The organism is Nocardiopsis sp. NPDC050513, assembly GCF_044457925.1.
Classification (GTDB): Bacteria; Actinomycetota; Actinomycetes; order Streptosporangiales; family Streptosporangiaceae; genus Nocardiopsis.
Map to the genome: position 1 here is coordinate 107,300 of NZ_JBITHK010000013.1, position 15,530 is coordinate 122,829.

Sequence of the window (15,530 nt, forward strand, 5' to 3'; positions counted from 1 at the left end):
TGATGGTCATGCAGACCTGGATAACTCGGTGTGAATCGGGTCTCGCGTTCCGCATTCCCGCCCGCTAGGGTTTGCGCGGAACCCCGCGTGGGTTCCGGTACCGATCCGCGCGGTACCTCCCCGCCGTGCCCTCGCGACCCGAAGGACGGAACCGCACCCAGACCCGCCCCGCACGCCCCGCGCGCCACCCTTCCCCTCCTCCCCTCCCACGAGGCCCCCGTGACATCTGGATGCCCGCACGCCACGTTCCAGCAGAGTGAACCGCACCCCGACCCGTATGCCGTGTACGCGAAGCTGCGCGCCGAGCACGGCCCCGTGGTACCGGTCGAACTCGAACCGGGCGTCGACGGGTGGCTGGTCACCGACTACGAGACCCTGATCGCCTGGTCGCGCGACACCACGGCCTTCACCCACGACTCACGGATCTGGCGGGACTACCGCGAGGGGCGCGTCGACCCCGACTCCCCGCTGCTGCCGATGATGGCTCCCCGCACGAACGCCCTCTTCACCGACGGGTCCGAGCACCAACGCTACCGCCGCGCGATCAGCGACAGCCTCGGCGCCGTCACCGAGGAGCACCTGCGCGAGGTCACCCGCCGCTACGCCGACGGCCTCATCGACCAGTTCTGCGAGCGCGGCGAGGCCGACCTGCTCAACGAGTACGCCCGCGTGCTCCCGATGCTGGTCATCAACGAACTCTTCGGCTTCGACGAGGACCAGGGCGTGCGCTTCGCCACCGCCATGCGCAACCTGTGGCTGGGCGTGGACGCCGAACGCTCCAACGCCGAGGCCGAACGGGCCCTGTCCGAGGTCGTCGGCGCCAAGCACCGCGAGCCGGGCGACGACGTCACCACACGCCTCATCCAGCACCGCGCCGGGCTCACCGACGAGGAGGTCATCATGCAGATGCTCCTCATCGTCGGCGCCGCCAACGAGCCCACCGCCAACCTCATCGGCGCCGCCGTCCGGTCCGCCCTCGCCGACCCCGTCGCCACCGGTGACCGGATTCCCTCCGACGCGGCCCTGTCCGACCTCGTCGACCGCGTCCTGTGGCTGGAACCGCCGATCATCAACTACCCGGTGATCTACCCGCGCATCGACGTGCCCCTCGACGGGGGCCGGACGATCCGGGCCGGCCAGCCGGTCATGCTCAGCTTCGCCGCCGCCAACCACTTCTACCGCCAGGAGAACGCGGAGCGCCTGGAGGAGGCGCCCAACCGGGCCCACGTCGCCTGGGGCGCCGGGCCGCACCGCTGTCCGAACCGGGACGAGGCCACCTCCATCACCAGCATCGCGCTTCGCGCCCTGCTCGCCCGACTCCCCGGACTGCGTCTGGCGGTGCCGCGCGAGGACCTGCGCTGGCAGATCACCGCGCTGTCCTGTATCCCGCTCCAGCTGCCCGTCCGGTTCACACCGCAGTCGCCCCTGCCCCCCACCGATGTGGAAGGACCCTCATGGAGCCCGTCCGACTCGCTCCCGGAAACCTCCGATCCCAAGCCGCCCACCTCCGCTCGATCGGGCCTGTCGTCCCTGTCGAACTTCCTGGTGAGGTTGCTGCGTGGATCGTGACCAGCCACGCGGCGGTCAGCGAGGCCCTCGCCAGCCCGCACGTCCAGAAGGACAAGCGGCACTGGCGGGCGTTCAACGCGGGTGACGTCCCGCCGGACTGGCCGCTCATCACGTGGATCATCGCCGAGAACATGCTGACCAGCGACGGCGACGAGCACACCCGGCTGCGCAAGCTCGTCTCCAAGGCGTTCACGCCGCGCCGGATCGAGCTGCTGCGCGGGAACGTCGTCGCCATCATCGACGGTCTGCTGGACGGGTTGGAGACCGCGGCCGAGGCGGACGAGGACGGCGTCGTGGACCTGCGGGCGCTGGTCGCCCAGCCGCTGCCGATGACGGTGATCAGCGACCTGTTCGGTCTCGACCAGCCGATCCGGCCGACGCTCGACCGCCTGGTCGGCCAGTTCTTCGACCAGAGCGTCACGCCGGAGGGCGCGATGGCGGCGTTCGGGGAGATCGTCGAGGTCCTCACGGGGCTGATCGCGGCCAAGCGCGAGGCACCCGGCGACGACCTCACCACCGCGCTGATCGCCGCCCGCGACGAGGACGACCGCCTCAGCGAGAGCGAACTCATGTGGAGCCTGCTGCTCATCATCAGCGCGGGCTACGAGACCACGATGAACCTCATCGCGAACGCCGTGCGCGCCCTGGTCACCCACCGTGACCAGCTCGACCTGCTCATGGACGGCCGCGCGGCTTGGTCCACCGCGGTCGAGGAGGTCCTGCGCTGGGACGGGCCGGGTGAGTACATCCCCATGCGCTACACCACGCGCGAGCTCGACCTGGCCGGGGTGCGCGTCCCCGCGGGCGAACCGCTGCTGCTCGGATACGGCGCCGCCGGCCGGGACGAGGAGCGCTACGGGCCCACGGCGGGGGAGTTCGACATCACCCGTGAGGACACCTCCCACCTGGCCTTCTCCCACGGCCGCCACTACTGCCTGGGGGCGAGCCTGGCCCGGATGGAGGCCGTCGAGGTCCTGCCGCGCCTGTTCGAGCGGTTCCCGAAGCTCGACCTGGCCGTGCCGCCGGAGCGGTTGCGGCCGCTGCCGTCGATCGTCGTCGCCGGTGTCGAGGAACTCCCGGTGCGCCTGCGCTGAGGGTGGCGCAGGGTGGGACACGCCCGGCCGTCACGATCCCGCGGAATTGGGTTTCGCCCCGCTTCCTGCGGGATCGTCGCATTTCAGAGGGGGTGCCCTCCTCGTCCGGTCGGTGGGGTGGCCCTCGGAGAGCCGTCGCCGCCGGTGTCGACGCCTGCGGGGGTCTCTAGACTCATGGGGTCCCCCGACGTTCGCCGCGCCCCGCCTCCGCGGTCCCCCTGTCCCTCTCCCCTCGTCCTTCAGAGGAATCGCGCCACGATGAACAGCTCAGCGGCCGAACCCGGCCGTGCCCTGGTCAACCGGTACCGCCTGGACGAGATCATCGGCGAGGGCGGCATGGGCCGGGTCTGGCGGGGCACCGACACCCTCCTGGACCGTCCGGTCGCCGTCAAGGAACTGACGACGCCCCCCGGCCTCCCCGCGCAGGAGGTGGAGGTGCTGCGCACCCGCATGCTCCGCGAGGCCCGCAGCGCCGCGCAGCTGAGCCATCCGTCGATCATCACGGTGTTCGACGTGGCCGAGGAGGACGGCCGTCCCTGGATCGTCATGGAGTTGGTCCAGGGGCCGTCCCTGGGCGACCTCATCCGGTCCGAGGGGACGCTCTCCGTGCGGAGGGTCGCCGACATCGGCGAGCAGATGGGCGCGGGACTGACCGAGGCGCACGGCCGGGGCATCGTCCACCGGGACATCAAGCCCGGCAACGTGCTCATCGCCGGGGACGACCGCGCGGTCCTCACCGACTTCGGCATCGCCCACCTGGACGGTTCCACCCACCTGACCAGCACCGGCCTGCTCATCGGCTCGCCCAGCTACCTCGCCCCGGAGGTCGCGCAGGGGTTCCAGGCCAGCCCCGCCTCGGATGCCTGGGCCCTCGGCGTCACCCTCTTCCAGGCGGTGGAGGGGTCGCTGCCGTTCGACCGGCCCACGCCGATGGCGACGCTCACCGCCATCTGCACCCAGGACCTGCCCGAACCGGTGAACGCCGGCCCGCTCCGCCCGGTGCTGGAGGGGCTGTGCGCGAAGGAGCCGGAGGACCGGCTCTCCATCGCCGAGGCGCGCGCCCTCCTGCGGGAGATCCGCGACACCGAGGAGGCCGCCGCGTTCGGGGGCGCGGCCGCCCTGGCGACCACCCGTCCCACGGAGGAGCCGGGGACGGCGCGGAGCACGGACTCCGCGGACCCCGTCACCGCAGACGGTCCCGGAGCCGCCGGCGACGCGTCGGGTGTCGCCTGGGCCGCCGACCGGTCCGCGTCCTCCGCGCAGGTCCCCGCACCGGAGGCGCGGCCCGCCGGGGGCGCGCCAGCGGCGGGCGCCGGATGGGGCAGGCGCGTGCTCGTCGTCGCCGCCGTGCTCGTGGTCCTGCTCGGCGGCGGGGTCGCCAGCGTCCTGATCAGTATGAACCGCCCGCAGGACCCGGCCGGGCTGGCCGAGGGCTCGGTCGACGACACGGACGTCGGCGCCACCGTGGAGCCCCAGGACCCGGACGCCGGGGCCCCGGACGAGGCCGCCGCCCAGGGCGAGGACGAGGAGAGCGGGGACGACGAGGCGGACGCCGAGGAGGACGAGTGGGACTTCCTCGTGCGCCACGAGGACTCCACGGGCTTCTCCGTCGACGTCCCCGAGAACTGGACGATCGAACGGCAGGGCTCCAGCGTCTTCTTCCGCAACCCCGACGGCGGGTACCTCCAGGTGGACCAGACCGACGACCCGAACCCGGACGCCGGCGACGACTGGCGCGACTTCGAGCCCGTCGGCAGGCGGAACTTCCCCGGATACACGCTCACGGGCATCGATGACGTCGAGGCCGACTGGGCCGACGCCTACGTCAGCGCCGCCGACTGGGAGTTCACCTACGACGGCAGCGGCGGGCGGATGCACGCCGTCAACCGGGGCTTCCACACCGAGGACTTCGGCTACGCGCTGTTCCTCGTCGCCAGCAACGACGATCCCGACGCCAACCACGCGCTCCTGGACCGCATGGCCGAGTCGTTCGTGCCCGCCTCGTGACCGTGGTCCCAGGATGGGGCTGTCATCGCCGGTAGTGTGACCGGGCGTGACCGGAGCGGCCGCGTCGTGGCGCATCGGCCCCGGCGCGCAGACGTCGTCGTGCGGGGTTCGGGCCGGGCTCACTCCGACCCGTCGAGCAGCTGGGCGTCGTGGACGAGCAGGGCGACCTGGACGCGGTTGTTGAGGTCGAGCTTGGTGAGGATGCTGGACACGTGCGTCTTGACCGTCGGCACGCTGAGGAACAGCCGCGCCGCGATGTCGGCGTTGGACCGCCCCTGGCCCACCGCCACCGCCACCTCCAGTTCACGGGCGTTGAGCGCGGAGAGCCGCTCCCGCGCCCGCTCGGCGCGCTCGTCGTGGTCGCTGGCGGCCACCCGGTCGATCAGGCGGCGCGTCACGGCGGGGGACAGGACGGGCAGCCCGCGCGCCACCTGGCGGACGGACTCGACGATCTGCGCGGGCGGTGTGTCCTTGAGCAGGAACCCGGCGGCCCCCGCGCGCAGGGCGCGCAGCACGTGCTCGTCGGCGTCGAAGGTGGTGAGGACGAGCACCTCCGGCGGGTCCGGGCGGGCCCGCAGGCGTTCGGTGGCGGTGAGGCCGTCCACCGTCGGCATGCGGATGTCCATCAGCACCACGTCCGGGGCGTGTTCGTCGACCAGGTCGAGCACCTGCCCGCCGTCCTCGGCCTCCGCCAGGACCCGGATGTCGGGTGCGCCGCCCAGCATCATCACCAGGCCCACCCGCACCAACGCGTCGTCGTCGACGATGACCACGCCGATCTCCCGGGCGCCCTGCTCCGTCTCGCTCATGCTGGCCACGGTAGCCACACCGACAGGAGCCAGCCACCGTCGTCGGCCGGCCCGTACTCCAGACGGCCCGACGCGAGCGACACGCGTTCGGTCAGCCCGACGAGCCCCTGCCCCGCGCCGCCGACCAGTCGGGGCGGGCGGGCGGCGGTCGCGGGGCCGTTGCGCACCTGCACCGTCAGCCCCCGGCCGGGGCCGCCCGCCACGCGCACCCGGGTGTCGGCGCCGGGCGCGTGCTTGCGGACGTTGGTCAGGGCCTCCTGGACCACCCGGTAGGCGGTCCGGCCCACCCGTTCGGGGACCGTGCCGTCGTACTCGCGCACCAGCTCCACCCGGGCGCCGACGTCGTCGGCCTCCTCGACGAGTTGGGGCAGGTCGGCCATGGTGGGCTGGGGCAGCTCGCCCACCGGCGCACGCAGCACGCCGATGACCTCCCGCAGGTCCTGGAGCGCCTGGTGGGCGCTCTCGCGGATCACCGACGCCGAGCGGGCGACCTCCTCGGGGGAGGCGTCGGGTCGGTACTCCAGGGCGCCGGCGTGCACGCTGAGCATGGACAGGCGGTGGCCCAGAACGTCGTGGATCTCCCTGGCGATGGCCTCGCGGACCTGGTGCTGCGCCTGCTCCGCCCGCAGCCGCGCCTCGGCCTCCGCGTGCACCGCCCGGTCGCGCAGCGACTCCACGAGCTTGCGCCGGTGGTGGACGGTCAGCCCCCACCCGGTGACGGCGCCCTGGATCGCAACCCCCAGCAGGAAGTTGACGAACAGCGGCACGGTCGGGTCGGGCCAGATCCACGCGTTGACGAGGGAGGACACCACGGCGAGCCCGAACACCGACAGGCTGACCCGCGGCGGTCGGTGCACGGCCAGGGAGAACAGGGCGACGAGCATCGCCCCGGCGGCGAGCGGGGTCAGCGCCGCGACCGCGACCAGGACCACCGTCAGCTCCACCGGCCACCGGCGCCGCCACCACAGCGTCACACAGCCCGCGAACGCGACGAGCTGTTCGGTGACCGACAACCAGACGGGCAGGTCGGGTCCGTACTCCCGGAAGCTCGGCGCGTGCGGGGACTCGCCGAAGCCGACGGCGACCATCAGCCCGAACCCGACGGCGAACAGGAACATCGTCAGATCGACGAACCAGTCGCGCGCTCTACGCCGTCGTCGCCGTCCGGGGGTGGTGGAAGCGTCCATCGCCCCGGAGTCTACGGTTCGCCGGGGCGGCGGGGGCGCGACGCGCGTGAGCCGGGGACCTCCGTCGGCGGACGCCATACTTTGGTCGCGCGGCGGTCCCGCCGGGAACCGCCTTCCGCGGGTGCCGCACGGCACGGACGGCCGATGCGCATGCGGGGCCGCGGCGCCTAGCGTCGGTCCCATGCGCAAGATCCTCCAGGGCACCGGCGTGCTCGTCCTCCTCATCGGCGTGAGCGGTGCGATCGACCACCTGTGGTACCAGCCGTTCTTCGGGGTCGTCCTGAACTCGTTCAACCGGTTCGTGATCCCGAACGTCGCGCTGCTCAGCGAGTACGCCCTCTTCGCCAACCTCGCGGTGGCGGTCGTCGGCGCTGTCACGGTCCTGGCCGCGGAGGCGCTCGCCCCGCACCGCCGTCACTGAGGGACACCCCGCGGAACTGGGACGTTACGCGTGGCGCGGACCGGTCGGTACCGTGGGGCCCACGCGGGGGCGCGGACACCGACGGGGGCGCCCCCGGAGCGAACCGATCGTGGGGGTCGACCCGATGAGCACACTCGTCACCGGAGCCACCGGGATGGTGGGCAGACGCGTTCTGTCCGAGCTGCGCCGCCGCGGGCTGGCCGCGGCGGGGGCTTCGCGGACCGCCGAGACCCGCCTGGACTGGACGGACACGTCCGGCTGGGACGACGTCCTCGACGGAGTGGACAGCGTCTTCGTGGTGACGCCGACGGGCAGCGGACTGGGGAACCGCGTTGCGGGGTTCCTGGACCGGGCCGCAGAGGCGGGGGTGGGCAACGCCGTCGTCCTGTCCTGCATGGGCGCCGGAGCCGCGTCCGACCAGGGAGTGGTCGAGGAGAGGGCGAAGCGGCGGTTCCCGCGGTGGACCGTGCTCCGCTCCAACTGGCTCGACCAGGACCTCACCGAGGGGGACTTCGCCCGCATGGCGCGGGCCCGGAACGGCAGGCTCGAACTGCCGGTCACGAAGCGGACGGCGGTCAGTTTCGTGGACGCGCGGGACGTCGCCAACGCGGCGGTCACAGCCCTGCTGGAGGACCACCACGGCAAGGAGTACACGCTGACCGGGCCGCAGGCGCTCACGTTCCGCGAGGTGGTGCGCATGACGAAGGGCACCGACAGCCCGGTGTGGCGGTTCAAGACGGTGGACGAGTCGCGGTTCTACTTCCGGGCGACCGACCGGGGCTGGGGCGAGCGCTACGTCGACACGCTCAACGAGCGGTTCGCCGCCGCCGTCGCGGGCGGAGCCGCCGAGGTCACCGAGGACGTGCGCGCCGTGCTGGGCCGCGACCCCATCCCGATGGAGCGCTTCGTCCGCGAGTCCACGGTGTGACCGGAGCCCGGGCGCTCCGCTTCCTCCACCCGAGGTGACGCGACGCCCGGGGCCTTCGTCGTTCCTGCGGCCTACTTGAGCAGCTGGCGGGCCATCACCAGGCGCTGGATCTGGTTGGTGCCCTCGTAGATCTGGGTGATCTTGGCATCGCGCATCATGCGCTCCAGCGGGAAGTCCTTCACGTAGCCCGCGCCGCCCAGCAGCTGCACGGCGTCGGTGGTGATCTCCATGGCGGCGTCGGAGGCGAAGCACTTGGCGGCGGCGCCGTAGAAGGCGAGGTCGTCGTCGCCGCGCTCGGACTTGGCCGCCGCGACGTAGACCATCTGGCGGGCGGTCTCCAACTTCATCGCCATGTCGGCCAGCATGAACTGCACGCCCTGGAAGTCGGCGACGGCCTTGCCGAACTGCCTGCGCTCCTTGACGTAGGCCACGGCGTGGTCCAGGGCGCCCTGGGCGATGCCGACGGCCTGTGCGCCGATGGTGACACGGGTGTGGTCGAGGGTGCGCAGGGCGATCTTGAGGCCCTCGCCGGGGGCGCCGACGATGCGGTCGCCGGGGAGGCGGACGTTGTCGAAGAACAGCTCACGCGTGGGGGAGCCCTTGATGCCGAGCTTGCGCTCCGGCTCGCCCAGGGTGAAGCCCTCGTCGTCGGTGTGCACGACGAAGGCCGAGATGTTGCGGCCGCGCTGGCCCTCGGGGTCGGTCACGGCCAGGACCGTGTAGTACCGGCTCACCCCGGCGTTGGTGATCCACGACTTCTGGCCGTTGAGGATCCAGTCGTCGCCGTCGGCCACGGCCTGGGTGCGCATGCTCGCGGTGTCGGAACCGGCCTCGCGCTCGGACAGGCCGTAGGAGAACATCGCCTCGCCGCTGGCCACCTCGGGCAGGTAGCGCCGCTTGACCTCCTCGGACGCGCCGAGGATCAGCGGCATCGTGCCGAGCTTGTTGACCGCGGGGATGAGCGAGGAGGAGGCGCACGCGCGGGCGACCTCCTCGATGACGATGCAGGTCGCCAGCGCGTCGGCGCCCACGCCGTCGTACTCCTCCGCGATGTGCGGGGCGTGGAAGTCGGTGGCGACCAGGGCGTCGTGCGCCGCCTGGGGGAAGGAGCTGGTCTCGTCGACCTCCGCGGCGTGCGGGGCGATCTTGTCCTCGGCGACCGCGCGCACGGCCGCGCGCAGCTCCTCGTGCTCCTCGGTGGTCTTGAACAGGTCGAAGTCGCTCATGTCACGTTCCCTCTCCGGTGGCGTCCCGACGTCCCGGCCCTTGGCACCGCGTGCCGGTGTATGGCATCCAGTGCCAGGGTAGGGGGTGAACGGGGCGAAGTACACCGCCGAGGTCGGATACCTTCTGGATGTCCTCCGGACGGGACGGACCAGGTCGAGAGGCGGAGGGGGTGGACGCATGGCGGGGGCGGGGGCGCGGGAGCGTGCCGAGGCGCGCGGTGGCGCGTCGCGCACGGACACACGCGAGGTGGTGCTCGCAGCGGTCCGGCTCTTCACCGACGACGGCTTCGACGCCACCACCATGGAGGGCATCGCCGCCGCCACGGGGGTCAGCCGCCGCAGCCTGTTCCGCCGTTTCGGCTCCAAGGAGGACATCCTCTTCGCCGAGCACGACGAGCTCTTCTCCACCGTCGTCTGCTACCTGGACGCCTCCCCCGACGACCCGCTCAGCTCGGTCTGCGCGGCCGCCCGGCTGGTCCTCCAGGGCTACCTGCGCGACCCGGAGATCACCGTGCCCCGCTACCGGCTCGTGCGCGCCCACCCCAGGCTGCGCGACCGGGAGGTGGCCATGACCGCCCGCTACCAGGCGGCGTTCAGCCGGTACCTGGCCGCCGACCGGGGGGAGCGCCAGTCCCTGGAGGCCGGTGTGGTGGCCGCGTCCCTCATCGCCGCGCACAACCACGTGCTGCGGTCCTGGCTGCGCGCTCCCGACCAGGACCCCCGGGAGGTGTGGGCGCGGTTCGACGCCGCGACGGAGCTGGTGCGGCGCACGGCCGAGAGCGTGCTCGACACGCCGGAACGGCGGGAGACCGGGGATCCGGGGGAGGGGGCCGCGGGGGAGAGCGTGCTGGTCGCGGTCTACCCGAGTGACACCGGCCGCGACGAGCTCCTGCGCCGGATCACGGCGGCGGTGCGGGACCCGCGACGGACGACGTGACGCGCCCGCCCACCGGACGAAGCGGGGCGATTCCCCGGGCGGCGCGCGGGTCGTCCACAGGGCGGACCGGAAGCTCCTCCGGCGGGCGTACTCTGGACGGGGCCGAGATGTAGGACGGACGCGGGACGGGCAGCGGGAATGAGCGTAGATCAGGCGAACACGACACGGCAGGAGGCCGAGGTCGGGCGCGAGGCGGGACGCCGTCGCACCTTCGCGGTGATCTCGCACCCCGACGCCGGCAAGTCCACGCTCACCGAGGCGCTCGCCCTGCACGCGGCCGCGATCTCCTCCGCCGGCGCCGTCCACGGCAAGGGCGACCGCAGGGGCGTCACCTCCGACTGGATGCAGATGGAGCAGGACCGCGGGATCTCCATCACCTCCGCCGCGCTGCGCATCGACTACTCCGACCGGGTCCTCAACCTCCTGGACACCCCCGGCCACGCCGACTTCTCCGAGGACACCTACCGCGTCCTGTCCGCGGTGGACTGCGCGATCATGCTGCTGGACTCGGCCAAGGGCCTGGAGCCGCAGACGCTGAAGCTGTTCGACGTGTGCCGGGCGCGGAGGATGCCGGTCATCACGTTCGTCAACAAGTGGGACCGCCCGGGCCGCGAGCCGTTGGAGCTGCTGGACGAGATCGAGCAGCGGATCGGGCTGCGGCCGACCCCGCTGAACTGGCCGGTCGGCATCGCCGGTGACTTCCGCGGCCTGATCGACCGCTCCAGCGGGTCCTACACCAAGATGACCCGCACGCCCGGCGGCGCGCACAAGGCGATCGAGGAGGTCCTCGACGCCGACGCGGCGGCGCGGACCGAGGGCGCGGAGTGGGAGCGCGCGCGGGAGGAGATCGAACTCCTCCAGGCCCTCGGCGCCGACTACGACGAGGCGTCCTTCCTGGCCGGGGAGTCCTCCCCGGTGCTGTTCGGTGCGGCCCTGCCCAACTTCGGCGTGGGCCAGCTGCTGGACACGGTCGTGCGCCTGGCGCCCGCTCCCGCGCCCAAGTCCGACGCCAAGGACGAGCCGCGTCCGGTGGAGGCGCCGTTCTCGGGCCAGGTGTTCAAGATGCAGGCCAACATGGACAAGAACCACCGGGACCGGATGGCGTTCGTGCGGGTTTCCTCGGGCCGCTTCGAGCGGGGGATGGTGCTCACCCACGCGCCCACCGGGCGCCCGTTTGCCACCAAGTACACCCAGGCGGTCTTCGGCGCTGACCGGTCCACGATCGACGTGGCCTTCCCGGGCGACGTGATCGCGCTGGTCAACGCCCAGGCGCTGGCGGTGGGGGACACCCTCTACGACGGGCCGAAGGTGACCTACCCGGCGATCCCGAGCTTCGCCCCGGAGCACTTCGTGGTCGCGCGGGCCGTGGACGCGGGCAAGTACAAGCAGTTCCAACGCGGGATCGCCCAGCTGGACGCCGAGGGCGTGGTCCAGGTGCTCACCTCGGACGTGCGCGGCGAGCAGGCCCCCGTGCTGGCGGCGGTGGGCCCGCTGCAGTTCGACGTGGTCAAGCACCGGATGGAGCAGGAGTTCCGGTCGCCGATCGAGACCTCGCCGCTGGACTACTCGGTGGCGCGCCGCACGGACGCCGAGTCCGCGCCGGAGCTGCACGCCCTGTCCGGGGCGGAGGTGCTGCGCCGGCGGGGTGACGGGGAACTGCTGGTGCTGGTGCACAACAAGTGGCGGCTGCGGGTGATCGAGCGCGATCATCCCGGTCTGTTCATGGAGCCGCTGCTGGCCGGAGGCGTCGAGGAAGAGTAACCCTTCTGTGACAAGAACTGTGTCACGGGCGGGTTTCGTCGCGGCCATTGTGGGAACTCCTGTCCCTTCCGTTGACTCCCGGTGAATGCCGTTGACGGCGCGTCGACTTCCGGTGGATTCCGGCTCGGGCTCCCGGGCGGCACGCCGTTTACCGCGTCGCCGTGTGCCCGCCGGGGAAGGTGTGAACTCACGTGCCGCCCGTACCACCGCCGAACACGGTGGGCGCGCTCTCGTGTGGCCAGAGTGATGGACGGGGTTGCGCGGAACCGCACAGAGGTCAAGATCACCGCGCTGTCGGCACCCCTCCTCAACGCCCGTGATCAGGGCGAAGGTACTCTGAGGGAAGGCCACTAGGGCGCGAACGGACACCCCGTCGCACCGGGCTTCGGGGGACCTGTCCACATCTGTGAAGGGTGCCCGGACGGCCCCGGTTCGGGGTGGGTGGCGGAGTGCTCAGGGGACCGGCACAGGAGGCTGGGCGCCATCGGGGAACCCCCGGTGCCGTCCGCGACGCCTCAGGGCGATCACGGAGTAATCGACGTTCGGCAAAGTTTGGAAATCTTCACCGTGCGGTAATTCTGCCCACATGTGGGTATGTGTTGCATGTCACCTGTTCGTGAATCGGTGAAACTTATATGATTTTGCTTAACCGTCGTTTAACAAAACAGAACAATAACGAGTGAATCAAGAACGCGGCGGCGGACCGCCCCGCGTCTGACGCACCTCACGTATCCCCCGCCTGGAAAGGTTGACCTCGGGCATGAGCGAAGACGACAAAGAGCGCACGGTGGAGCTCCACTACGAGGGCGGCGTGCTGAAGCTGCCGGTGTTCACCGGCTCCGAGGGTGAGCGCACCATCGAGCTGAAGACCCTGCTGGGGTCGACCGGTATGACCACCCTGGATCCGGGGTTCGGCAACACCGCTTCGTGTAGCTCGAAGATCACCTACATCGACGGGGCCGCGGGCATCCTGCGCTACCGCGGCTACCCGATCCAGGACCTGGCCGTGGGCAGCAGCTTCCTCGAGGTCGCCTTCCTGGTGATCTACGGCGAGCTGCCCGAGCCCGGCCAGCTCAAGGAGTTCTCCGACAAGCTGCGCGAGAACGCGGACATCCCGGCCGAGATGGGCACGTTCATCGACGCGATGCCCCGCAACGGCCACCCGATGTCGCTGATGGCCAGCGCCGTCAACACGCTCGCGGCCTACTACGCCGACAGCGTCGACCCGTCCGACGAGAACCAGGTGGAGCTCGCCACGATCCGGCTGTTGGCCAAGCTGCCGACGATCGCGGCCCGCATCTACCGCAACTCCATCGGCGAGAAGCCGATCGCCCCGGACGCCTCCCTCGATTACGTCGAGAACTTCATCCGGATGACCTTCGGCGACGACTCCGCCGACGGCGAGCTGGGCGACCTGTTCGGCAAGGCCGTCGACCTCCTGCTCATCCTGCACGCGGACCACGAGCTCAACTGCTCGACCGCGACCGTGCGCGTGGTCGGATCCTCCCAGGCCGACATCTTCGCCAGCGTCGCGGCGGGCATCAACGCCCTGTCCGGCCCGTCCCACGGCGGCGCCAACCAGGCCGTGCTGGAGATGCTCGAGGAGATCCGCGACTCGGGCACCAGCATCGAGGACTTCCTGGAGCGCGTGAAGGCCCGCGAGGTCCGCCTGATGGGCTTCGGGCACCGCGTGTACAAGAACTTCGACCCGCGGAGCAAGGAGATCAAGGGTCTGGCCAGCCAGATCCTCGACAACCACGAGAACCCCGACGAGCTCTTCTCGCTGGCCCTCAAGCTGGAGGCCGCCGCGCTCGCCGACTCCTACTTCACCGAGCGCAAGCTCTACCCGAACGTCGACTTCTACACCGGCGTCATCTACCGGGCGATGGGCTTCCCGACCAACATGTTCACCGTGCTGTTCGCCCTGGGCCGCCTGCCCGGGTGGGTCGCCCACTACCGCGAGCAGCTGCACGACCCGGCCTTCCGGATCGCGCGCCCGCGTCAGCACTACATCGGTTCCAGCGAGCGCCGCTACCCCGGCCAGGGCTGATCCCGCGACCGCCGCGCCCGCTCCCGACGCCGGGGGCGGGCGTCGTCGTGTCCGGCCCGTACCGTCCCTTGCCAGGCATTTTGCCCGTCATCTGTCGTCGGGGCGCGCGCCCCGGGGAAGTTGCATCCTGAAGGTCCCGTGACCACGGGCGACCGCGAGGGACTCGGGAGGCAGCGATGGTCCGGTACGCGTTGGCCGGCGACATGCTCGGCGAGATGAGCCGGAACTGGTGGGTGGTGGTCCTGCGCGGCGTCGCCGCCGTGATCTTCGGTCTGGTCGCGCTGCTGTGGCCGGGGCTGACCCTGATCGCCCTGGCGGTGGTCTTCGGTGCCTTCGCGCTCGTCGACGGCTGTGCCCTCGGGTACGCCGCGTTCCGCGCGTCGCCCGGCACCCGTGCCTCGCTGGTCATCCAGGCGGTGCTGAGCGTCATCATGGGTCTGATCGCGCTGATCTGGCCGATGGTCGCGGTGATCGCGCTGGTGTTCGTGATCGGCGTGTGGGCGGTGGTGACGGGCGTCGCCGAGATCGTGACCGCCGTCCGTCTGCGGGCGCACATCAGTTCCGAGTGGCTGCTCATCTTCGTGGGCGCCCTGTCGGTCATCTTCGGTCTGCTGCTGTGGTTCTGGCCCCTGGAGGGCGCACAGGTGATCGTGCTGGTCGTGGGTGTCTACGCGATCATCTTCGGCGTGGTGCTCGCGGTGGCCGGGTTCCGGCTGCGCGGTGTCGCCGAGGCCTTCGCCCCGCCCGGGAACCGCGTGCGGGAGGAGCCCGACTCCGAGGGGCCGGGGCCCGACGAGGGCGACGAACCGCCCGGCCCGGTCGCGAATCCGTAGGACGTCTTCCGGGGATGCCGCCCGCCGCGGGCGGGGGGTCCGGTCCGGCGTTCGCGGGGCCGAAGGAGGAGCGCCCCTACCGTGCCCGGCTCCGCGAGCTTCGCGGTGCCGCACAGCGGACGACCGGGCGAGGTCCTCGCGACCGCTGACAACGCAGCGAGGCGTCGGGACGTCGCGCGGCACGGTGTGTGGCGACGGTCCCCGTCAGCCGCCGGTCACGACACGCGTGCCGAGACGGTCGACCTGGCTGCCGGGGACGACGAGGTCGGCCTTCTCCTCCCGCCAGGCGAGGAAGTGCGGTGCGCGTCGGTGCGCCCGGAGCGCCTCCTCGTCGGCGAACACCTCGTAGACCCAGAACAGGTCGGGGTCCCCCGCGTCCTGGGCGACCTCGAACCGCAGGCACCCCGCCTCGTCGCGTACCGCGGCTGTGGCGTTGCGGGTGATCCCGGCGACGAAGGCGTCGCGGCGGCCAGGGCGGACGCGGACGGAGACGACCAGGGACACGGCGCGGTCGGTCACGCTTCCTCCGATGTTCGCGGGGCGGCGGTGGTGCATGCGAGACTACGTCCCGCGGTGACCGCTGGCGGCCGAACGCCCGGACGCCCTTGTGGTTCGGGAGCCCTCCCGCCAGACTCGTACCCAGACACCGGGAGCACTGGGCCGTTCACGCCTGCGTGGAGCGTGGGCGGGTGACATGGGGAGTGGTAC

Annotated in this window: 12 protein-coding genes and 1 pseudogene; 9 read left to right on the top strand and 4 right to left on the bottom strand. The window is 71.7% G+C overall.

What is annotated here, in order from left to right; translation table 11 throughout:
* The first annotated feature begins 282 nt into the window (after positions 1 to 282).
* The 3 genes from ACIBFB_RS21825 to ACIBFB_RS21835 all read left to right on the top strand — a co-directional run bounded on the left by ACIBFB_RS21825 (position 283) and on the right by ACIBFB_RS21835 (position 4,670).
* Entirely contained in the window at positions 283 to 1,569 is a 1,287-nt protein-coding gene (locus tag ACIBFB_RS21825; protein ID WP_397232913.1) for a cytochrome P450, read from the top strand.
* Entirely contained in the window at positions 1,566 to 2,663 is a 1,098-nt protein-coding gene (locus tag ACIBFB_RS21830; protein WP_397232915.1) for a cytochrome P450, read from the top strand. The genes ACIBFB_RS21825 and ACIBFB_RS21830 overlap by 4 nt, the downstream gene beginning before the upstream one ends.
* Positions 2,664 to 2,921: 258 nt before the next feature.
* A complete protein-coding gene (locus ACIBFB_RS21835) occupies positions 2,922 to 4,670 on the top strand; it encodes a serine/threonine-protein kinase (protein ID WP_397232917.1) in 1,749 nt (582 codons plus the stop codon).
* 119 nt (positions 4,671 to 4,789) lie between these two features.
* On the opposite strand, the gene ACIBFB_RS21840 is transcribed toward ACIBFB_RS21835, so the two are convergent.
* Both ACIBFB_RS21840 and ACIBFB_RS21845 read right to left on the bottom strand, forming a co-directional pair.
* Positions 4,790 to 5,479 carry a response regulator gene (locus ACIBFB_RS21840; RefSeq protein WP_397232919.1) on the bottom strand — a complete coding sequence of 230 codons (690 nt, stop codon included), beginning with the start codon at positions 5,477 to 5,479 and terminating at the stop codon, positions 4,790 to 4,792.
* Positions 5,476 to 6,666 carry a sensor histidine kinase gene (locus ACIBFB_RS21845; RefSeq protein ID WP_397232921.1) on the bottom strand — a complete coding sequence of 397 codons (1,191 nt, stop codon included), beginning with the start codon at positions 6,664 to 6,666 and terminating at the stop codon, positions 5,476 to 5,478. The genes ACIBFB_RS21840 and ACIBFB_RS21845 overlap by 4 nt, the downstream gene beginning before the upstream one ends.
* A 181-nt stretch (positions 6,667 to 6,847) precedes the next feature.
* On the opposite strand from ACIBFB_RS21845, the gene ACIBFB_RS21850 reads away from it, so the two are divergent.
* Complete coding sequence (locus ACIBFB_RS21850; RefSeq protein ID WP_397232923.1) at positions 6,848 to 7,087, top strand: hypothetical protein; 240 nt, start codon at positions 6,848 to 6,850, stop codon at positions 7,085 to 7,087.
* Between the two features lie 124 nt (positions 7,088 to 7,211).
* Positions 7,212 to 8,015, top strand: coding sequence for an NAD-dependent epimerase/dehydratase family protein (locus ACIBFB_RS21855; RefSeq protein WP_397232925.1), 804 nt, complete (start codon positions 7,212 to 7,214; stop codon positions 8,013 to 8,015).
* 71 nt (positions 8,016 to 8,086) lie between these two features.
* Here the strand turns inward: ACIBFB_RS21855 and ACIBFB_RS21860 are convergent, their stop codons facing one another.
* Positions 8,087 to 9,241 (bottom strand): acyl-CoA dehydrogenase family protein, encoded by a 1,155-nt coding sequence (locus tag ACIBFB_RS21860; RefSeq protein ID WP_397232927.1) that lies wholly within the window; start codon positions 9,239 to 9,241, stop codon positions 8,087 to 8,089.
* 178 nt (positions 9,242 to 9,419) lie between these two features.
* On the opposite strand from ACIBFB_RS21860, the gene ACIBFB_RS21865 reads away from it, so the two are divergent.
* From ACIBFB_RS21865 to ACIBFB_RS21880, 4 genes and pseudogenes are all read left to right on the top strand, one after another.
* Positions 9,420 to 10,178 (top strand): TetR/AcrR family transcriptional regulator, encoded by a 759-nt coding sequence (locus tag ACIBFB_RS21865; RefSeq protein ID WP_397232929.1) that lies wholly within the window; start codon positions 9,420 to 9,422, stop codon positions 10,176 to 10,178.
* 138 nt (positions 10,179 to 10,316) lie between these two features.
* Entirely contained in the window at positions 10,317 to 11,939 is a 1,623-nt protein-coding gene (locus tag ACIBFB_RS21870; RefSeq protein WP_397232932.1) for a peptide chain release factor 3, read from the top strand.
* A gap of 760 nt (positions 11,940 to 12,699) precedes the next feature.
* Positions 12,700 to 13,989, top strand: coding sequence for a citrate synthase (locus ACIBFB_RS21875; protein WP_397232934.1), 1,290 nt, complete (start codon positions 12,700 to 12,702; stop codon positions 13,987 to 13,989).
* 176 nt (positions 13,990 to 14,165) lie between these two features.
* Positions 14,166 to 14,798, top strand: a pseudogene (locus ACIBFB_RS21880) (HdeD family acid-resistance protein); the annotation flags it as partial.
* Between the two features lie 228 nt (positions 14,799 to 15,026).
* Here the strand turns inward: ACIBFB_RS21880 and ACIBFB_RS21885 are convergent.
* Complete coding sequence (locus tag ACIBFB_RS21885) at positions 15,027 to 15,341, bottom strand: putative quinol monooxygenase (RefSeq protein WP_397232936.1); 315 nt, start codon at positions 15,339 to 15,341, stop codon at positions 15,027 to 15,029.
* Positions 15,342 to 15,530: the final 189 nt, after the last annotated feature.